The organism is Aquabacterium sp. (assembly GCF_049274795.1).
In the GTDB taxonomy this organism is placed as follows: Bacteria; Pseudomonadota; Gammaproteobacteria; order Burkholderiales; family Burkholderiaceae_C; genus Aquabacterium.
The window spans coordinates 1-20,640 of record NZ_JBASTH010000072.1 but is presented as its reverse complement, the minus strand read 5'-3'; the positions used below and the strand labels follow the sequence as shown (position 1 = coordinate 20,640).

15 protein-coding genes are annotated in these 20,640 nt (G+C 59.6%); 6 read left to right on the top strand and 9 right to left on the bottom strand.

Translation table 11 applies throughout. From position 1 onward, the window contains the following. Positions 1-34 precede the first annotated feature (34 nt). The 5 genes from WAQ08_RS10965 to WAQ08_RS10945 all read right to left on the bottom strand — a co-directional run bounded on the left by WAQ08_RS10965 (position 35) and on the right by WAQ08_RS10945 (position 5,222). Entirely contained in the window at positions 35-193 is a 159-nt protein-coding gene (locus WAQ08_RS10965; RefSeq protein ID WP_422191615.1) for a hypothetical protein, read from the bottom strand. A 1,039-nt stretch (positions 194-1,232) separates the two neighbouring features. Continuing rightward, complete coding sequence (locus tag WAQ08_RS10960) at positions 1,233-2,624, bottom strand: hypothetical protein (RefSeq protein WP_422191614.1); 1,392 nt, start codon at positions 2,622-2,624, stop codon at positions 1,233-1,235. A 1-nt stretch (position 2,625) separates the two neighbouring features. After that, complete coding sequence (locus WAQ08_RS10955) at positions 2,626-3,204, bottom strand: hypothetical protein (protein ID WP_422191613.1); 579 nt, start codon at positions 3,202-3,204, stop codon at positions 2,626-2,628. 3 nt (positions 3,205-3,207) lie between these two features. Next, a complete protein-coding gene (locus WAQ08_RS10950) occupies positions 3,208-4,050 on the bottom strand; it encodes a hypothetical protein (RefSeq protein ID WP_422191612.1) in 843 nt (280 codons plus the stop codon). A gap of 266 nt (positions 4,051-4,316) precedes the next feature. Beyond that, positions 4,317-5,222 (bottom strand): ArdC family protein, encoded by a 906-nt coding sequence (locus WAQ08_RS10945; RefSeq protein WP_422191611.1) that lies wholly within the window; start codon positions 5,220-5,222, stop codon positions 4,317-4,319. Between the two features lie 526 nt (positions 5,223-5,748). On the opposite strand from WAQ08_RS10945, the gene WAQ08_RS10940 reads away from it, so the two are divergent. Next, positions 5,749-6,162, top strand: a complete 414-nt coding sequence (locus tag WAQ08_RS10940; RefSeq protein ID WP_422191610.1) for an S-adenosylhomocysteine hydrolase — start codon at positions 5,749-5,751, stop codon at positions 6,160-6,162. After that, positions 6,152-7,099 (top strand): nucleotidyl transferase AbiEii/AbiGii toxin family protein, encoded by a 948-nt coding sequence (locus tag WAQ08_RS10935; RefSeq protein WP_422191609.1) that lies wholly within the window; start codon positions 6,152-6,154, stop codon positions 7,097-7,099. The genes WAQ08_RS10940 and WAQ08_RS10935 overlap by 11 nt, the downstream gene beginning before the upstream one ends. A gap of 241 nt (positions 7,100-7,340) precedes the next feature. On the opposite strand, the gene WAQ08_RS10930 is transcribed toward WAQ08_RS10935, so the two are convergent. Together WAQ08_RS10930 and WAQ08_RS10925 are read right to left on the bottom strand one after the other, a co-directional pair. Further along, positions 7,341-9,257: a hypothetical protein gene (locus WAQ08_RS10930; RefSeq protein WP_422191608.1), complete on the bottom strand. Its 1,917-nt coding sequence runs from the start codon at positions 9,255-9,257 to the stop codon at positions 7,341-7,343. Then, entirely contained in the window at positions 9,254-11,029 is a 1,776-nt protein-coding gene (locus WAQ08_RS10925) for a VPA1262 family N-terminal domain-containing protein (protein WP_422191607.1), read from the bottom strand. The genes WAQ08_RS10930 and WAQ08_RS10925 overlap by 4 nt, the downstream gene beginning before the upstream one ends. Positions 11,030-11,488: 459 nt before the next feature. Here WAQ08_RS10925 and WAQ08_RS10920 point away from each other — a divergent pair, with 459 nt between their 5' ends. Then, positions 11,489-16,246, top strand: a complete 4,758-nt coding sequence (locus tag WAQ08_RS10920; RefSeq protein WP_422191606.1) for an AAA family ATPase — start codon at positions 11,489-11,491, stop codon at positions 16,244-16,246. Positions 16,247-16,692: 446 nt separating this feature from the next. On the opposite strand, the gene WAQ08_RS10915 is transcribed toward WAQ08_RS10920, so the two are convergent. Continuing rightward, the gene (locus WAQ08_RS10915) at positions 16,693-16,953 is read right to left on the bottom strand and encodes a hypothetical protein (RefSeq protein ID WP_422191605.1); all 261 of its coding nucleotides are present in this window, start codon (positions 16,951-16,953) and stop codon (positions 16,693-16,695) included. A gap of 244 nt (positions 16,954-17,197) precedes the next feature. Between WAQ08_RS10915 and WAQ08_RS10910 the strand changes: the two genes are divergently transcribed. The 3 genes from WAQ08_RS10910 to WAQ08_RS10900 all read left to right on the top strand — a co-directional run bounded on the left by WAQ08_RS10910 (position 17,198) and on the right by WAQ08_RS10900 (position 19,830). Next, positions 17,198-17,380: a hypothetical protein gene (locus WAQ08_RS10910; RefSeq protein WP_422191604.1), complete on the top strand. Its 183-nt coding sequence runs from the start codon at positions 17,198-17,200 to the stop codon at positions 17,378-17,380. A gap of 255 nt (positions 17,381-17,635) precedes the next feature. Continuing rightward, the gene (locus tag WAQ08_RS10905; RefSeq protein WP_422191603.1) at positions 17,636-18,328 is read left to right on the top strand and encodes a hypothetical protein; all 693 of its coding nucleotides are present in this window, start codon (positions 17,636-17,638) and stop codon (positions 18,326-18,328) included. After that, entirely contained in the window at positions 18,325-19,830 is a 1,506-nt protein-coding gene (locus WAQ08_RS10900; RefSeq protein WP_422191602.1) for a hypothetical protein, read from the top strand. Before WAQ08_RS10905 ends, WAQ08_RS10900 begins: the two co-directional genes overlap by 4 nt. 46 nt (positions 19,831-19,876) lie before the next feature. Here WAQ08_RS10900 and WAQ08_RS10895 read toward each other — a convergent pair whose 3' ends face one another. Continuing rightward, positions 19,877-20,338 carry a hypothetical protein gene (locus tag WAQ08_RS10895; RefSeq protein WP_422191601.1) on the bottom strand — a complete coding sequence of 154 codons (462 nt, stop codon included), beginning with the start codon at positions 20,336-20,338 and terminating at the stop codon, positions 19,877-19,879. Positions 20,339-20,640 lie beyond the last annotated feature (302 nt).

Here is a 20,640-nt window from a genome sequence, read left to right as displayed (position 1 = left end):
GCTGCCAGAACGGTGAACAGCCGTCGCCGGCGCCCTACAGACACCAGTGGCGCCAGGGTTCGATGGCAGCGGCGGGCGCCAGCGCCTCGTCGTCGGGCGGCCGCATCAGGTCGCGGTCGTAACGTGCGGACCAGCCGGCCACCAACTCGCGCAGGGACTGCAGGCGCGTGGTGCTCGGTGCGGGAGGGGTCATCGGACAAGTGGGTGCCGGGTTGGTGCCCGGAGCGGGGTTTGAACCCGCATGGCCCGTGAGGGCCCGCGGATTTTAAGTCCGTTGCGTCTACTCTAAATAATTGATTTTAAAAGACATTTTAGACGACCATCGCAGAATGTGAAAGCTTTTGTGCAAGTGTGCAAGGCCTGTGCAAGCGGTCCGGACAAATTATCCGCTACGTCTACTCTGCTTGCGCCCGCCATCAACCACCACGCATGCAGACATCCAGCTTGACCGCTGGCCGCCACAGCAGCGCCGACGCGTCAGTTGCTCAAGCGTCCGCCATCCACCTCACCGCACCGTTCACACCTGCTCGCGGAACCACTAACGATCGTGCCGAAGCACGTCCATGCCGAGGGGCCTAAGCAAATCACCTGTGGGTGCGCCACCAACGGTCCCGGAGCGGGCTTGTGGCAACGATCACTTGCCCCGCCACCAGAGCCACAATGCCAAAGCCAACTCCTGCCGCCGCCAGAAAGAAACCGACCATAGCCAGCGCCCGCGACTCGAACACATACCACCCAAGTGCATTCAGAAGCCCGCCCACAGTACCGGTCAGCAGCCCAGCCAGTGGCCATCGAAGCCGGCGGAGAACATCACTGATTGCCATGCCTGCACCACCTCCCAAGCGACATTTCTGGCCTCTCGTCCGGGAGGACAAAGATAGCAAGAAGCCTGCGAGAGGTAGCAGCAGCTTGGTCCTGCTTCTCGTCCAGCAGTTACGTAGACGGGTCGCCATCCTCGCCTACTGACGACTGAGAGCGCTCCCGCGACGAACACGCGACATCGCGATCACGATGGCAGCACCGCCCCCTGCAACGCCTAGCCTGACTAATTCGGACTGAAGCGCAGATCCGGCCAACGAAGCTGGCCAGCAGAGAGGTTCAACACGAGCCAAGCATCCTCGACTCTGCACGAAGCTATAAGGGAGCGTCGGCCGCCGAGCCGCCCGAAAGCCTGAAGAGCCGGCACACATATAGAGGCCAAGCTCGATCAACTGTTCACTCGCTCTCTGTCGTCAATTGCAGACTTGCCCGTTGGTTCCAACAGTGAAGAGCGCCGAAGATCTCGTTCCCGCCGCGTTGCTCAGCGCCGCGCCGACCTTGTACGACAGGCAGTCCTTGGCTGCAGACACGATAACCGAACAACTAGCGCCGGCACCCAAGGAAGCACCTACCGCGCACGTCCCACCAGTGATACTGGGGATCTGAGTATTACCTTCACCTCCAATAAGACTACGACCAGTTATTACCACTGGCACCGCTGCATCGTTTCGGAAAGTGAAGGAGATGGATAGTGTGCTGCTCCCACTCTGGGTATAGCCAGTGTATGAAAAGAGCGTTGCTTGGGCAGGCGGGGTTTCTGAGGCCGAAGCGGTCTTCTTTTTCAACGGTTGATCGGGACATCCAAGAATCAACGACCAAGCATCGTAGCTGACGAATCCGCGAACAACACCGATAAGCCTACCATCCCTTGCCTGATTATTGAACCCGCCGGACTGAGTACCAGAAAATCCAATGAGTTTTATTCGCGGCGTTAGAGAGGCATAATTCGTCAAAGTAAGATCGTTTGGCTCTAAGGCTGCATCAAAGACATAGAGAATATCACCACTAATATCCCCCGGATAATGCGTAAACATCGTATCAACGTTCCCATTGCCTCTGAATGTTGTTTCCGTGCATGTCTGTGGTGCCGCACAACCTTGGAGTGGATTCGATCCATTCTTTCTTACACAGGTTGGGCTATACACACCATCCTGAAAAGAAACAATCACACTCATGGGAACGTCATTGCAGAGAAAGTAGCCTGATGTTCCAATTCCGCTTTGCACCAGTTTTGTAGCATTCTGGTGAACTTTCAGTAGACTCTTGTCTCCTCGACCACTGACGGCCCGCGCCCAGGAAACATAGGCACGATCAAGTTGTACAGCAACCGCTGCTCCGGGAGCCATTCCGAAACTAACCTGAGGCTCATTGTACTCACCGGTTGCGGGATCGAAATCACTGGCGAAATCCGTATCAGCATATGATCCTGGTAGTTCACTATAGAAGTAGCTACCGTGCGTGTAAACGTACGCAGGACCTTTACCTCTTGCCGCCGCTTGAGGATGGTTATAGTGAATGGTTTTAAACTCCATCCCCAAACCATTGCTAGCCAAAAGCCCGACGCCTCCGTTCGACGAATTCCAGCCGACCGCGTAGACAACGTATCGACTCTTTGCATCTTGATTTATGTTGACAAAAACTGCCGAAGGATGAAATGTCGATGCGGCGGGGGCTGTGTAGCCGGTCGGCAAGCACTGCACCTGCCTTTCAAGTAGTGCAATTGCCCAAGCCGATGCCGAAAACCCAACGGAAAGAAGTACCAGCACTAGGAAGCGAACAAGGGAGTAGATGTTGCGCAATTTCAACTCACTTCTTTGGTTGGAGATCAAGGCCGATAGGAAGCATGCGCATTCGCCTGTCCGTCACTTCGATCAAAAAGGTTTCAGACGCAAGGCTTTTGCGAATACTCATCAGGGCCTTCCAGGTGCCTTGAACTTCAAGCCCGCAATAGGCATCTGGAGCAACTGTCGGTTGCGCACCCAATCCCGGGGTACCGCTGTTTGCGGCTTGAGCGCCGATCATTGCATCTGCATTACCACCTTCAGATGCTTCCTTTAACTGCTCTCTGAAACCTCGATTGGAAGCGAGATACAGCGCAAGTACACCGCCTGTGGAGCTGCAGAGATACACCCCAGTGGCATGTGCCCCAGAACTCTCAATGATGCTAACGAGTCGCGTGCCAGGCACCGTCCTTTTGAGAGAGAACAGCAGAAAAGTATCTGGCCCCAAAGTAGAACGGCTGCGGTCGTAATCTCCAAGACGTGCAACGGCAGCAGACTGGCGAGTTTTGACGTAGTCAGCAGGCGCAGCGCGCGAGCCACCTATCATTGCCACCACAGATACTATGAACAGTAACCGAACGGCACAAATTTTCATCTTTGCCACCCGCTACTGACAGTACGACTGGCCAGGGTAGCTAAAGCCCAAGCCGGCAAGAGCATTGCGTACTTCGGATGCCAAATTTCCGTTACAGAAAGCACCAACATTCGGTGTTGCCTGAAATGCTGGAATCGGGGAAGGACCTATTGGATATGTTGGAACATTCGGATTCTGAGCAACAGATTGCCCATCTGTCGGATCATTTTCAACCCAGAGCTTATTTAAGTCAGTGAGCTTTTTCTCATATATTATGCAGCGTCGATCAACAATTGGTAATGTTCCTGGGTTGTAGTTTTGCGCACACTGCGTGTCATACACGCGAAACAGCACACGATAGCTGATTTTTGCCCCCGGATAGCCTCCACCGTCACATGCCGGCTTGGGCAGCACAGTATTGATTGGCATACTAAAACATTTATACATATCCACCAGCCCGGTCGTATCCAAGTTCCAAGTATGGACTACACCGGTAGGGAAGACACTATTTGTATAAGGCGTGTAGTCCAGTTGATAGGATCGCACGTACAGGGCCGCATCAGATTTATTCGTGTTATTGTTTTCTATCTCAAAGTTATAGGCATATGGAATCAATATACCCATACCTTGGGTTGCCGTCGCGTACACACTGTATACATTTGCGAGAGAATTAAAGGGCGAAGGACTACCGTCGTTTCGTAGCTGAACCGTGACCGCATAGCTCCCACCGTTTGGCAGAGACGTGCCTGAAGGAAATTGAGGTGCTGTAACGACCGCCATGTTCAACTGCGGAACTTGGCCGTGCGCAAAACCAGCGAGCCCCCAAAGAACCGCGACGGCCCCCTTCGCGAGAAGAGGGAGGAGTTGCTTCGTCATCGTATTTGCCTGTTCCGTTTTGAGAGGCGGACCCTCTGAGGGCGTGCGCCGGTTTGCGGGCACGCCACTCAACCGAGGGAACAATTGAGTAGATGATCGGTTTGCAGAAGCGCAGTCACTGCTGCTCCTTATAACACGTTAGGTGTGCGCTCTAGCAGGAGGCTTGCACTCTAGCCTTGGAGTCGCTCCAGCGGCAGAACCTTTGAGGTTTGATCTGCGTCCCCTTCGGGAGGAAATGCATCAATGATGGCAGCCAGCTACTCTGGCTACGCCATGACGGCAAGGCCGCTTGCATTCATCAGGTAGTCCACCGCCCGCTGCGCATGCGCAGCCGCCGTGAAGATAAACCGCCTGTCATCGCTCAACGCACGCAGCCAGCTTGCGAGGTACGCCGCATGATCGGGCCGCGGCTCGGGCGTGATGCCAAGATCAGCGCACAGGAACGCCGCCCCCAGTTCGGCAACCAATTCTTCCTTGGCATACCCCGCGTCCCCAAAGGCCCTGCGCCCGAAGTCGCGATTGAGCCGCGACGGATGCCGGGTCCAGTGGATGAGTTCATGCGCCTTCGTGGCTGCATAGCTCTCGGCGTCGACGAACGCAGCCTGCTCCGGCAGGCGGATGATGTCCCGGTCGATCGCGTAGAACGCGTGGTCGCCGCCGTGCTCGAACACTGCCCCTGTGTTTGCAAAGAACACTTCGACTGCTGCGGGAAGCTCAGTGCTTTGGGTTGGCGCTCCCGTCGCCACCGCAGACCGATACATGGCCGGCAGGTTGTCGATCTGCTCGACGTTGAACACTATATAGCCCTTCATGAACGCGATCTCTCGCATCACCTCATCGCCGGACTCGTTCGTTTCAGTCTTCATGACCCGGTCCGCGAAGACCACCAGCGACCCCGTTTCGCCCTTACGAACCTGAGCACCCAAGGCTTGCGCCTGCTTGTAGGTCATCCACGTCGCGGACTCGAACCCACGATCAAAAGCCTCGGCCCAGAGCAACAGAACATTGATGCAGCGATACGGCGTGCCGTTGTGCCGCAGTGGTCGGGACAGCGCACCTCCCCCGTTGGTCCGCCACGGTTTCAGCCACGGCCGCGTGCCGGCTTCGAGATCGGCGAGGATGCGTGCCGTGACGCGGCTGTAGACATCACTCCGGGCTGCTTGCTTGTCCATGGTCTCCGCTCCTTTGGGCATGGGTTGCGGATGCAACCGACGCCCGTCGGCGAGACCGGGGGTAGCAAAGGCAAGGGCAGCCAGGGCGGAGGGGGATCACCCGACCTGCACAAGCGCAGCGCGGAAGGTCGGGGACACCGGCCAGGATGGCGCCAACGGCGCTTCACCCTTGACCGACGCGAGGGGTGGACCCCTTAGCGGAGTTCGCCGAGAGCTGACGGCAAAGCCGTGAAATCGCGGCGCTCGTGACCAGCGGCCCGAGCACCCTGCTGGGGCCGATCTCCCGGGGAGCGCCCCGCGCACCCCGCCGCAGGTGGCCGTTCGGGCTGTTGCGCGCGAGGGATCGTTACCCCTGGGCGAAGACCCTGTGCAGGGGCTTCGGGCGCATTGGCGCCTAGAGCCCGACCTGGGCAAGGACGCGCCCACCCCGGTCCGCTGACGCTGCAGACCGGGCTGCTCCTGAGACAACAGTCCTCTTGCTAAGTGTCACCTTTTTGCGTATCCTGGGAACTGGAGAAAACGACTCATGGCACGCACGAACTCATTGCAGGATCAGATTGAGGCCCGCATCGCGAAGCGCGATGACGCGGTCTTCCTGACGCGCGAGTTCAATGACCTCGGCGACAAACGCCAAGTGCTGCGCGCCCTGGCGAAGACCGTTGCCGACGGGAACCTCATCCGGCTCGGCTATGGTGTCTATGGTCGGGCGATCCGCTCCCGCCTTGATGGCCGGCCCATGCTGTACAGCCAAGACGGTTTCATTGGCGCAGCCCGGGAGGCCTTGACCAAGCTCGGCGTCGCCTGGGAGCCCACCGAGTGGGAGAAGGCCTACAACGAAGGCCGCTCAACCCAAGTGCCAGTGAACCCCCAACTCAAGGTCAAAGGACGGTTTTCTCGCAAGCTTCGCGACGGTGCGACGGAGCTTGTCCTTGACCGATAGCCCCTCACTCACCGAACTTCTAGAAGTCCAAAAACACTTCGCGCTCCCGAGCACCGCCCTTGTCGAGAAGGACTGGCACGTCATCCGTGCCATGCAAGCGGTCAGTCGGGTCGATGCCGCACCGTTTCGGCTCGTGTTCGCCGGTGGGACTTGCCTCGCACGCGCACACAAACTGGTGCAGCGCATGTCCGAGGATGTTGACTTCAAAGTCGTTCCCAATGAGACCACGCCGAGGAGTGCGAGCAAGCTTCGCCAACAACTCGGAGCACTGCGCGACCGAATCACCGCCAGCCTGCAGGAGGCCGGATTTCCGGTTGAACCTGGTACCGCCACCGCCATTCGTTCGCGGGACGCCAATCGATACACGATCTACCAACTGACGGCCACGCCATCGGGCTCAGCCGACAGCCACCTACGCCCAACCCTGCAGGTGGAACTCAGCTACGCCGATCTGCGCCTGCCCTCCATCGACCTACCCGTATCGTCGTTCGTCTCCGAGGCCTATGGGAGGCCCCCGGAGATCCGCGCGATGGCATGCGCCAGCGTGACAGAGACGGCCGCCGAAAAGCTGGTCTCATTGACCAGACGTACAGCAATGGAGCTTGCCGGCAAGGGCCGAGCTTCCGACCCAACGCTCTTGCGGCACATCTACGACCTGCACACGATCCGCGACCACACCGACCAAGCCACCGCGGTCGCACTGGCGCGCGAAATCGCCATCGCGGACGCCGAGGAGTTCGCAAACCAACACCCGGCATATCGAGCCGACATCGCGGCCGAGACACACAAAGCACTCGCCCACTTGCGCAACGACCCCGAGGTTCGAGCGCGCTACGAGCGTTTTGTCGCCGCCATGGTGTACGGCGAGAGAAGCGACTTCATCGACGCTATCATGACAATGACCCACTTGGCCGAAGAGGCGTGGCCACGACGTTGAATGCCACCCTGAAGCAGCAGCAGATCTTCACTATGCTGCTTTTGCTCCGTGCGCTCTACGACATCTACACCCTGGCTCCGTCGAGATTGCAGGCTGCGTCACAAGCGCCCTCTACTCGATGCCTTGGCGCCATGAGCGGGCCGCCTTGCCAGTCCTATCTGTGGCAGGCCCGCTCTGACATCGGTGGAAATGGTCGACGATGAAGGCTGCGCACGAGTGGCGAAGGACCACATCTCCATATCTAAGTGGACGCCAACAGATCGCAGAGTCTGTTGGCGAGCCCTATCGAACTGTCCGGCAGTCGTTCTGTACCCGGAACTCTTTGTGAGAACCTCTTGGCTTGCGCCACGGCGCGTGCGAACTCGATTCGAGAATCAACCAACTGTCGAACGAGGATAGCTTCTGAGATGCCGTTGTCCGCACAGACAGTCAACGCAAGAAGTAGCTCTGAAGGTTCAGTCGAAAGATACTCAAGCAACTTGCGCTCTTCGGGATCAGTGGTAGCGGCCGCGCTGCCCTCACTTGCAGGCGCTAGTTCCCGAAGTCGACCCCAGAGCAGAAAGACATACCGGAGTGCCTGGGTCCAGATGTTGGCTCTGAGCACCTCTATTGAAGTCATTTCAATACATGCTGTCTGCAGCAGCACCAATAGGTCGCGTGCTGCTCCGCCATGTCCGCCATTTGACTGTGATGACCGCCGAAGCAGGGTGTCAGCGACGGCGACACCAAATCGCAGAACGATCTCCGTTAGGCTGGAAGCAGCACTGCGATCTTGCCAGTTCTCGGACTCGTCATCGCCGAAACCGCCAAACTCCGCCATCTCGCGAAGGTCGAATGTGCCTCGCCACAGTGCTTGCCAAGCATCGGCGGGATGCTCAGCAACGGCAAGTGCCATTCCCAGGTGGAAATCGAGTTGGCTGACCGTAAAGTGCAGTGAGCCAAATCTAACGTCCGCGCGGCGCTCACGCACGTCCTTGCAGATCACCGACTCCCATCGCGCAACATGCTCGTAGAGCTCAACTACCTGCGCGGTTGGGATGGCGCCATCCTCGGACGCTGCACGCCAATGAACCTCCAGTCCCCTTTCGTACCACACGAACCATGCGGGATAGCCCGCAGGCAGAGCACCTGATGCACGCGTAGGGCGGACTTCGGCCGGCATGCAGTCGAGGACTTGTTGGAGACAAGATAAGCGATAGACGATTCGAGGGTCCCTAGAGTTCGGCGATGAGTCCGCCGCAGCGATGCAGTCGCGAAATGCGCTGATAGACCAAGCCCTCAACATTGCAAGCCCATCCGCCCGCTTCTTGATTTCCGTGACCACGTTCTCACACAACCAGGTCGGCTCGTTCAGCGGCCGTCCAAACAACTGTTCTCCATCGGGCAACAGGATCTCGTTCTGAGCGCGCTTCACCAACAGCAAACTCACAACAGCTCCAGTCCAGCCACCCGAAGTATCGAACACCAACGGCGCCTGCGCGAGCGCCGAACTCCAGCGCTCGAACGTGGATGCGGCGCCCGAAAGCAGCAACGCGTGTTCGGCAAGTTCCCAGTCGTGCAATGACTCAAGGTAGTCGAGGCCAAACGCGAGGTCGACCCTGAGAAGGATGGTCAGCGGCGCACGGAGTGCGGCGATGTCATCGTGTGAGGCATTTGGCTGAAAGAGGTCTCCCCAGCTAGCATCTGCTACTCGCCTGCGGCCTGATCGTTGATCAAAACTCGGCTGAGGCAGCCAGCCTTTGACCAACGTCAACCAAGTCTGGCGGGTTGCTTCATCCTCGTCCATGGCTATGAGAATCACGGCAGTGAGGCTGTGCTCGAGTTCCCAGGAGTGGCGCGCCAGACTTCGGAGCGTCGACAGCTTGTGAGTGTCTGGCGCAAGGCCCAACTCGAGCGTGATTGCGCATAGCAGAAGTGCTCTGTGAGCTACTTCTAAGTCGCGCACCGTCGCCATCAAGTGACCTGCGCTCTCGGCAGCATCCGTCAGGGCCGCGACCTCATCTCTCCAGCCAACCGAGTCCGGATTCATCGAGCTGATCAGTGCGATTCGACTGGTAATCGTGCTGGCGGCGGTCTTTAGTGTCGCTCGGTCGCCGCACCACAGTTCCCGAAATGCACGGAGCACAGCTGAGAAGACCTCGGGCGAGCCTGTGCTCATTTCGGAGGGTCCTTCCGGAACGTTGCCGTCACTTTTCGCAGCGCCTCGTACCAACGACTAAGCACGACGCGCCACCAGCTCGAGCCGGGAGCGGCGAAAGCGGCCTGGTCCGGAGCCAGCATTCTCAATGCCATGTGCTCCTCCAAAGTGCGACTGCTGACAATCATTGGCTCGAGTCTTTTGAGAATCTCCTCGGCCTGCGGCAATCGAATCACCAGGCTCGCACGGTCGCCGAGTCCGTTGAACGAGCCACCGAAGAACCACACGGATTCATCTACAGCAAGGAATCGGTCGTGCAACTCCGGAGGGTTGCCCGGTAGGACGCAAACACGGATGTCGCCGTTTGTGTGTGCGCGCAACCCTTCGACTTCCTTCCGGAATGCATCGAGGCGAGAAGACTCATCCGCTCGAGGAGACGGCGCGCCGGTCTCTGGCGACGTGGCGTCCGCAACCGCTGCTGTGTTCTCGGCATGGCGGGATTCAAAGGCAAGGCGAGAGGTCAGGAGTGTCACTGTCACTCTGCCCCGAGGAATCGCGAACATGAACTGTTTGATCTGGCGAGATCCGAGGTAAGGATCCGCGATCAACACTACGCCTTTTGCACGTTGAATGCGTGAGCGAACAAATCGCAGCGCCGCCTCGCGGTCGCGCGCCTCAAGCCACGTTTGCTCATAGTGCGAGGCTTCGAAGGCTTGCCGCCGCCGAAAGGCCGCCCGCTCGATGCGAACGTCGGTCGACTGGGCCGACGACTTGCCCACCTCCATCGTTCGTGTCATCGTGATGCTGGCGGCACGGTAGGTTGTCAGTTTAGAGTTTGGGGAGTCGGTGGCTGCTATCTCAATGATGGCCGAAGGCTCTGCGATACCAGTGGTGAAGCTCACAGCGCGCAGGTAGTGCGTCGCTGCTGCCCCTTGCAGCGGACCATAGATTTCGTGACTTAGAACAAAGCCGGTGGCTCCGGCCGCTTCATCGCGTGATATGACGATCTCGCCATCGTCAGGCACCGGATGTGTCTCGAACTGACTCAGAAGGTGAGCCTGGCGCTCGAACAGCGTCAGCGAGAGATCCCGGAGCCCGTCAGGCACACGCGGCACGACGCGGATCACCTGATCTTCACCTCCCGACTGATTGACCACAACGAAGCTGTCTACTCGCCTAACGAACGGATCCGGGACGATCAGGGCCGCGCTTCCGATGTACTCCGGGTACCGGCTCAGATCGACGTGTATCCATCGCCGAAGCTTGCGGACACAGTCCGCGTCGTCGACTGCGTCTTCAAAGTTGGCAACGGAGCCGAACCGGCGGTGGACTCGCGAAGCAGTGGACCCTACGAATGGACACGGGTCGGCGAGTTCATCCGCACCGAACATGAGATCCCGCCCGAAGCTGACCCCTAGACGTGGCCACGCTGGGCGATCCGCGAGATTTGAAGTCACAAGCCGGATGCCGTCGAGATCTCCGCGTCGATCGGCTGCCAGTTGTGGCGTAGGCGTCAGGTTGCCCGTTGGCGTGTCCAGGCCGCGATACCAGTCGAGCGCCGCCTCGACTGTCAATACAGTTCGACGGAAGTAAAGCTGCGTTTGACTACCGGCAACCTTGTGTCGCTCGACACCCTCAGAGGATGGTGGTCTCTGGCGACCGCGAGCCAAAAGCGTTACGGAAGCGAAGAGGAGCTGCCCAGCCTCACCTTTTGCACGCTGGATCGAGACAAGCCTGATGATCGCGCAATCGAAGTCTGCAGGATCAATGACTCGGGAATCCGCTTGGTTCACGGGAGGTGCCAGAGAGGCGAAACAGCGCTAGGGGGAAGTGTCATTCCGACTTGTACAGGCTAACCCGGCGCGAGATCAACTCGCCCAGTCGAAAGCGGCCTGCCCGCGTGCCGAACTTCTAGCTCCTCGCCAATCTCGGCTGCCTCCAGCAGCCTGGCTGGCTCGATCGACTTGCGGTCGCGATGATGCACGGCGCAGAACATAGATGCTCCGCAGGAGCAGCATCGACGCCCAGCCGTCTCGCACCAACTTCACGACCAGCGGCAGCAACTTTGTTGGATGGGCCGGCTTGATGGCTTCAGGCGACGGGCCAGAAGTCATCATCGCGCGGCAGGTGGCTGCCCAGGCGGGGATCGTCAAAAGCGAGGACTTGCGGGCTTCGTTGGTCACAATACCCTTCGCATGGGCAACTGCCGTGGGACGCAGATGACGACTTTGACTCAGGTATGCGAAGCACCCTTGTCGGACGCACTGCACGTCATCTTTGTGCATGGGTTGGGCGGAGATCCGCGATCCACATGGATGCACAACCCTAAGGATCACGCAACTCTCTGGCCGACGTGGATTGGCAAAGAAGTTGAGTGCAGCGTCTGGCTTGCTGGATACGGTGCAGCGCTCTCAGGCTGGACCGATGCAGCCATGCACCTAGCCGATCTTGGCGAGGCACTTTTTGCCGCCCTGCAGGTTGAACAAGGTCTGCAGGACCGCAGGATCGTGTTGGTGGGGCACAGCCTTGGTGGTCTTGTCATCAAGTCTGGCATGACGCAAGCGCAGATGCTTGGCGACCCGCAGCGACTGTCGCTGCTAGAGCGAGTCGCCGCTGTCGTCTTTGTCGGTACACCTCACCAGGGATCGAGTCTCGCTACGGTTGCGGACAAGCTGCGTCTCGTGCTGCGGACGAATGCTCAGGTCATCAACATGGTCAATGATGACCCTTGGCTCAAGTTGCTAAATGGGCAGTTTCGATCGCTGTATACGCAGCGCCGCTTTGGTATCCGGGTCTTCGCTGAGTCAAGAGGGGTCCTAGTCGGACGCCGACTTTTCGGCATTGAGTTTGGCAAGCGATATCTGATCGTCGATAGGAATAGCAGTGATCCTGGGATTGCTGGAGTTGTGCCTACCGCCATCGAGGGCGATCACATCGAGATTGCAAAGCCCGCGTCTCGCCAAGAATTTATCCACAAAGCGCTGGTCGAATTCCTAAAAGGTGTGACGGACAAGCCCGCAGGTGATCCACTCACTGAGCTCAGCCGTCCGGCAACTTGGTCAGACTCCACTGACATCCCAACGAGGCTGCGAAGTGCTTCAGCGCCTCTGCTTAGTTGGCCTAGTACGCTCGTTGATGGCACATGGCTTCAGCGCCCAGAACTGGACTCGCTGACTGAGAGTCTTTCCACCGAGTCATCGGGAACCCATCTCCTGCTAGGTGACCCGGGATGCGGGAAGTCTTCCCTGCTAGTACGACTAGCCCGGGAAAGACAAGCGGCCGGCTGGTGTGTCCTTGCTATTAAAGCTGACCGGCTGCCGCCCGATGTATTGGATCGCGAAGCGCTCGCGAGGCATCTGAATCTCGGCTCCGATGCGAGCACGGTTCTGCGAGACCTCGCCAAGAGCACGCCTGTCCTTGTACTCATTGACCAGGTGGACGCCCTGGCCGACTTGGTTGTCCAGCATTCAGCACGTTTGCGAGTCCTGCTCGATCTGGTTCAGGACCTGTCTGACATAGAGGGGATTCGCACCGTCATCTCCTGTCGCACTTTCGAGCAAAAGCACGACCCCGCGCTCCGGAACCTCGATGCGCTTGTCATCCAGTTGGAGCTGCCTGAGTGGTCAACCGTGCAACCCGTCCTCACCGCGAGGGGTCTCCAGGCTGAGGTGTGGAACCGGGACATTCAACAGGTTCTGCGGTCTCCACACGCCCTGGACATCTTCCTTTCGCTCCTTGGTAGCGCAACTGAGCCCGAGGCCCAGAGGAGCCTCCAGGGGTTGCTGGAAAAACAATGGGAAACCCAAGTTCTGAGCGACACCAGCGGTAGGCGTCGGGCAACGCTACGCCATCTGGCCAAGTTGATGGCGGACCGCGAGGTGCTGGGCCTTCCGCTGGCCCAAGTCGAAGATCACTACTCGGAGATTCAGACGCTGGCTGCGGCTGGACTACTTCGCGCAGACCAGGGGCCCGGACGAGTGGAGTTTCGGCATCAAACTCTCTACGAGTTCGTCCGTGCGCGCAGTTTCCTGGAAGAGAGCGGGAGTCTCACAGAGACAGTTCGAGCGCAGCAGGGTAGTCTGCGCATTCGACCTCAGCTGTGGCATGCGCTTGGGTACTTTCGGGGCGCGAGCCCCGAAGAGTACAGCACAGAGATGGATAGGCTCTGGGCTGCCGACCTTCGCCCTCACCTGAAGATGTTGTTGATCGAGTTCCTAGGGTTGCAGACCGCACCTACCCCTACCGAGCGAAGGCTCGTAGAACAGACGATGACGGATCCATGGTTCTCGCCTCGATTCACTGGGGCCGCCGCTGGAAGCCCAGGATGGTTCTCCGCTCTGTCAACGACCCATCTGCCAAGACTGATGTCCTTGCCCGATGAACAGGCCCAAACGCTGTTGCCAATGCTTCGGCAGGCACTGCACTTCAGCGCAGATTCGGTTGTCGATCTTGTACGTCGGCATTGGCTACCGGACAAGAATCGCGATGTCTTGAGCTGGCACGCGCTGGGTGCCGGCGATGTCGCACCGCAGGCCGGCCATTGGCTGGATAGCCTCATCCTAATTGCCGGGCGAAGTTCGATTGCCGAGTGGGCCATAGGGCATCTGGCCAGTGTGGTGAGCGCCGCTCTTCCTGAGGAAGCCCCGAGGTTGGTCGCGGCATCGCTTAAACGCCAGATTGACTCTGCTGCTGCGCCTCTGGCCGCTTCTTCCACAGTTGATGAGTTGGCCGTTGTCGGTGTACCCAAGAACGTTCTGTCAGTTCTCGAAGCGCGTCAGTTCCACGATATAGAAGCAGTCGCAGAGGCCTCTCCTCGGGCGTTTGTGAGAGCTTTGTGGCCACTTCTTTTGGAAGGATTGCGTCTATGTGGCTCTGAGGCACCAAGTGTTGTGATCGGCTATCACCAGAACAATGGACTGCTATTCCAGGAACTGGATGAGGAAGAGGATCGATATGAGCGTCCCCTGCTGCAGTCAGTGCGGCTGGGTATTCTGGGCTGGGCGGACTCAGATCCGGAGAGCTTTCTGGACTTCGTGACCGCAAACGCGCAGTCCGAATTGCTCATCGTGCACAGGCTCTTGGCTGTGGGTCTGGTGCGCGCAGTTGCGCACTCACCACGCCGTGTCTTCGACTACTTGCGCGGCGATCCGCGTAGGCTGGTTCTTGGGCCATACACCGATGTGCACAAGGAGAGCGTCGCACTGATCGAGGTTGTCTGCCCGCTCCTGGACGATCCTACGTATGCTGACATGGAGGCGATGCTTCGCGAATGGCGTTACTACAACGACGCAGCGCAGCAGGATGATGCGGGCACTCGCCACCGACGGCTCCAACGGGCCCGTCAACATCGGCTACGACTGCTCCGAGCGTTACCAGCCGGTCGACGTAGCTCGGCCCTGCAGCGGCTCGTCGAGGAAGAGGAGCGTGCGTTTCCGGGCTTGACTGACAGGGACGTGCACTTCTCAGGCTTCCAAGCGATCGCAAGCCCGGTAAGCGCCAAGCAGATAGATCAAGCGGCTGACGCCGACATCCTGAAGCTGTTCAACGAACTGACAGATGACACGGCTTGGGATCATCCGCGTCATCGCATGGAAGGCGGCGCGATACAGGCTGGGCGCGAACTGGCAGAGCTGGCCAAGACCAATCTACCCAAGGTTCTCCGAATCATTCGGGCGCTTGATCCTGAGCGCAATGAGATACCAGTCTCCTGTGTTCTGCGAGAGCTAGCTTCCGCCGGCTTTACGGCACCAGCCCTCTACTCGTTGATCACAGAATTGGAAGACAAGGGCTTTGTTGGTTCCGGTTTTCGCCGTGACGCGGCTTACGCAATCGCGAACGCAGCTACCAAGGAGACCCCTGTCCCGGATGACCTGGTGGATCGGATGGAACATTGGCTCATTCCCGATGCGGATGAGAACGCCAGCGAGATTGAGCGTGAGGCAAACGACGACTCTTCGTCGGTCTTGTGGGGCCATGGGTCGATCGCTGCGCATCCGAACGGGAACTATCCGACATTGAGCGCCCTAACGTCTGCATGCTTGGCTGCGGAGCCTCCGCGACTTGATCGCTGGCTCTCCATTCTTGAGCGGCATGTCGTGCGTGCCGATTCATCTCGCGTGTGGGAGGCGATGACTCGATACGAGTTGCTGTACCTGCGGATTGCAGATCATTCAAGGGCGGAGGCCTTTGTCGATCAGTTGGTGGCCAGCGTGCCGTCCATCGTTGATGGGCAAGGCTGGGCTCACTTCGTCGCGCACGCGTTCCGATGGGCTTCGGCCACTGCGGCGCGACGATGGCTAATGAGTATTCTCGAAGGCAGTGGCGACGGGCTCCAGGGGGCGGGGGAACTGGCCGGCTTGCGACATGCGCTCTTCCCGGCGGAGGATTGGTCCCGCGAGCTGGTTGAGTTGCTCAACAGGGATTCCTCCTCGGCGGCGGCCTTGGGCGTGGCGTACAGCGTAGCCAACTTGTGGCACGAGCCAATGGCTAGGCCAGTGGTCCATCCTCTTCTGCTCCAACTCCTGCGTAGCAGCGATCTCCGCATTCTGGCCGCATTGACTGCAATCTTCCTGAGCGATGGACTCGCCGCCGATGTCGAGACGAGAGAACTCCTAGATGCGTTCGTGGCGTTCCCTGATGTGCTGAAAAACGGTCGAACGGAGCGCCTGCCGGAAATGCTTGTCAAGCTGGTGGCGTCAGAGCCGGAGCGGGTCTGTCGCGTGGCCCACGCACTCCTGAACGTTGCCGGCGATCAAATGGGCAGCGTCGCGACATCTTGGTACTTGAGCTCTGAGTGGTTGCTGGATATTGCGCTGCAACTTCAGGACATGGGGGCAGAGGAACGCACAGCCGGATCGGCACTTTTCGAGCGGATGTTGGAGTTCAACATGCCACAGGCCAGGGAGATGACTCTGGATCTGGATAGGCGCACGCCGGCGGGAGACAGTCCTCGCGCACCGGTCCGACGCAGGACTAGGGCAAAGAAGCGACGATCCGGCAAAGGCGCCTGAGCAGCGTCTGCTCTGCAATCCAGGGCGATGTCAAAGAAGAGTTCTCGATCATTCGGCTGACGCATCTCCAGCGACAGCCTTGTCGCGGCGAGTGACACCTTCCAGCTCCTCAAGTCGTTCCTTTGCCCCAGTTTTGTGCAGGCGAATTGAAGCTGCGTCGGCTCAGCGTCGGGAGCTCAGAGCCAGCGGCAACGGGCCGGGCATCGTGTTTCCCGGTAGGGCTCCTGACGATCCTCTGCCTATGCGAACTCCGAGTTCTAACAACCGTTCGGGCTGCGGAGAGGACGGTCCGGTCCGAGCGCCCAGCACTGAACACCGGGCTTCAATGAGTGGCTCCAGGGAGGATCGGGCTACCTGAGCCAGTCCGAGTCGACAAGATACAAGGGAGGAACAGTAAGACCGAATGGAAGCGCCCCACGGCGCGCGAACTGCGACAGCAGCGAGCGCTAGCCCGACCGCGGCGTCGTCCGCGCGAGCAGGATGGACAAGCTGAAGCCATTCCCCTTTGCCACCCGGCTCAGGGTCGCCGTGCTCATCTTGGGCCCGTCCGGCTTGGTGTACTTGTGCAGATCGGCGGGATCAAGGCCAGCGGCCAGCGCGAACTGCTTCTTCGTCCGTCCTTCGGCCAGGGCCATAGCGATCATCGCCTCCAGGACAGCGGCGCTGTCGAAGGCACAAGTGATCGCTCCCCGGCGAGCGGACGGCATCGAACGCGGACTCCTTGGACGGAATCCGCGATTTTCGCAGATGCGGCAGCCTCGCCTGGAGCGGAGACCAGGCGAGCAGGATCGTCACCCGGTTCAGCACGGGATGACGGTCCGCATTATTGGAAAATTTTCCAATCTTGTCTACACTCTCGTCGCCGACTCTTCCGAGGGTCGGTGGCCCGCCCGGATGGGCGCACTGGGTGGGCCTGGTCTTCGCGCTCTCCCACACCTTGGAGTCAGCATCATGTCCATGCAGAGCGAGAACAACTGGTATCAGAACGGCCTCTCTAGCGGAAACCGCCCCGACAACACCACGTCGGATCGCGAGTGGGAAAAGTACGACGAAGGGAAGTCCGCACGGGACTTCAACCGCAGCATCGACGAGACGATGAAGCGGATCGAGGACAACAACAACTCGAAGGGCTGATCGATCCCTCGGGCGCATCGCAAGCGGCAGGTCTGAGCCTGCCGCTCTCCATTCTGGATCGGGCGCACCAACAACGAGCAACACCATGGTGACTTGTCGCTCTGCGTCGATCTGCCAGCGTTTCCGAGAGGCTACCTTCATGCCGGCCTTGCCGTTTGACCACCGGCCGGGTCGACGGCTCTTCTCTGTTCTTCCATATCCACTCTCTTAACATGTAATATGAGGCAACGACAGTAAGAGGGAAGGAAGTCCGGGATGAATCGTCATCTCAACGAACTGTCAAGACGATCGGTGCCGCAGCCTTCGCCTGCGTCGATCGGCGGCCTGCCCAATCCTCCCCGTCGACACTCTTGGCGAACATGGACACTCCTTGCAGCGCTGGTGTTCGGGGTGTACGTGATTGGCGGTGACTTCGTTCTCAAAGACGAGTACCAATGGAGCGCGGTCAGTGGCCGCATCACGGGCAAGACGGTTGCAGCCGCAACCGTCGCTGCGACACCCGCCAAGGCATCCGAAGCGGCGGCAATCACCACAGCGCAGGAAGAAGCGCGGGTCGCACCAGCCATCAAGATCGCCGAAGGGGCCGAGACGGCGAAGGTACAGCCGACGGTCGACATCGCGCGACAGACCGCTGCGATTGAGGTCGACAAGCACGACCAACTTGCAGCAATCGACGTGCACAAGCAAGCCGCCATCAACACGCTGGAGGCGGCCAAGGTGTCGCAAATCAAAGCGGCTGAGGCGTATCGGGATTGCCAGGCTCGCGCCCACAACAGCGCCGACAGTGCCGCCGCGCACCCACCCTCGCGCTATGGCACGCTGGGCAGCATTGATGCCGCACGCACGATTGCACTGGCCCGCGCCCAAGAGTCTTGCGAGAGCCTCAAGCCACAAGAAGATGCGGCGTTGAGTGCCGCTGACACCGTCACCCCGAGGGCAAAGCAATGAAGACGCCAATCCTCGCAGCCGGCGTGACCGTTGCGATGCTGCTGGTTGTCGCGTGTGGCAGCGGCCCGGCCCAGCGCGACCTGCAAAAAGAGCAAGATCCGATTGCGGCGTACCGACGGGATCGGCCCGTGCTCCAGAACGTCAACTTCCAAGACTTCGGGGCGCTCACGGATGACCAGGTCGCGCTCGTCACCAATCCAACGCTTGAGGTATTCCAGGCCCGCCACTACTGCCAGGAGCAACCGGTCGAGCGCCTGGTCGAGGTCGTCGGCCGCGCGCGACGCTGCGCGCGCAGAACGGACAAAGGCTGTGCTGAGTACGAAGGCTACGAGCAACAACCCGCCTGCACCAACAGGTCAATTTGGACCGGCACCTGCTATGCGCGCGCGGACCCGAACAGCTACGCGGTGTCCAATCGCAAAGTGCGGGACTGCTACTGGACGCCAGCCGACGCCGACGTAGCGGGCAAGCTCACCCTGTATGCGGTTCCTGAAAACGCGTCGCGGAACGAAGTCGCGCGCAAAGGCCGCGTCCTCGGATCGGTCGCCTTAGCTCAGGCGTCGACCCCTCAGACGATTGCTCTGAGGAACCTGACGCGCCCCAGAGAGTGTCTGGCTTTGGTCGATGCCGGAGGGCAAGTGGTTGATGTGCGTAGCGGCAGTGGCCCCCAAAGCCACCTCTTCGCCTCCGCTCAGATGATCGCAGAGACCAGAGCGGCCGAGATGCGTGCCCAGATCGCCCAGGCGGATAGCACCGTCGAGCGTGCCCGGTTCGATCTGGAGCGCCTGGGACGCGCAGTGGCCACCAGCCCTGCCTGGAAAGACAAGCGATGCATGTTGCCCCCGACTGATCGGACTCCTCCCGAACCGAAGACATTGCGCAACGAGGAGGCAAGTGTTCACGCCAGGGGCTACTGCATGCTCCTGCTGATGCATCAAACCAATGCAAATGCGGCGCTGGATGGAGCTGCCGCGGCGCAGCGCTTCGATCACATCGCAGCGGCGCGTGCCTTTGGCATCAACATTCTGCGGACGGCCGAATGCACCCGCCAGAGTCACACCTACGACAAGCGTTCGATCGACCTCTTGAACGGTGAGGTGGTGGGTCACGACGTGCCGAACATCCCGATCCAGATGACGCCACAGGGAATTCTCTCGGCCGTCCTAGGTGTCGTCAAACCTGCAATTGAGCAAGGAACGCTGACCGGCACGCGGCGCACCGATTTGATCGCGCAGTTGCTTGACCAGTGCACCAACAACGCGCAGGCGGCTTGCACGGCTGAACGCACGGCATGGGAGCGCGAAGTACTCGATGTGAAAGCCGCCCCTGCCAAACATCTCAAACAGTGTGAGACGGACATGGCCGCTGCTCTGCTGGCGGTAGAGACCCTCAAGAAGGCTGAGGCGCAGGCAACCATGCTCCGGACGGCGGCTCCGGCCCCAGTTGCACAGGCGGTGTCTGAGCGCCGAGCCTTGAGTGCGGCAACCTGCAGCACTCAGTGATGGTCACCCGAGCGCGCGCAAGCCGCCCGCGGTTCATAGCCCGCGTTCAATGAGCCCTACTCCGCAGTACGACGACAAGGTTGTCTGCCGACCAGCAGCGCACGCTGGCAATCGGCTTGAACGGAGACCAACGGACCTGAGGAAAGTCCTCTTGGACGTGCTTGTGCCGATCCTTGCACGCCTGAAAAATGGCACCAGTGACCCTTGAGGCCATCAACTGCTCGCATGTCACGTCGTCCGGGTCCTCGTCGTTGACCACACCCAATCGTGCGCACCAGGCTTTCACCAAAAGGCGGTTGATATGCAAACGCAGAAGATCACCAAATGCAAAGCTGTTCAGTCGGCCTTGATCGCGCGCGTAAGCAAGAACGTCGGCACGAATGAGCCGCGGATCACGGCCTTGGCGTGCATAGTCACACCGCAACCAGGTGACCAACTCTCTGAGGCGCGCCATCGACGTGTACCCCACAAGATCAAACACGCCGCTGCGACCAGTTTCGTGTGCCATAGGAGCAGAGTGGCACATTCGCTGCCCCAAAGTCACGACCAATCTCTCAGGGCCCGCCCGGCTCAGGCCCCTTGGTTCTTGAAGGGCCCGTCGCCTTCAAATGAAGTTTCGCGCCGCGGTCCAGCGCCGCTTGTCGGCTTACATCAATCGGTGGGCGTTCGCCTTGCGGCATCGCTGTTTGAACCGCCCCGGATTTTGAGGAGGCTCCTTCGATTGAGAATGGAGCCAAGATGAGGAAGTCCCCGAAGTTTTCCCCCGAGGTGATCGAGCGTGCGGTGCGCATGGTCTTCGACGCCAAGGAC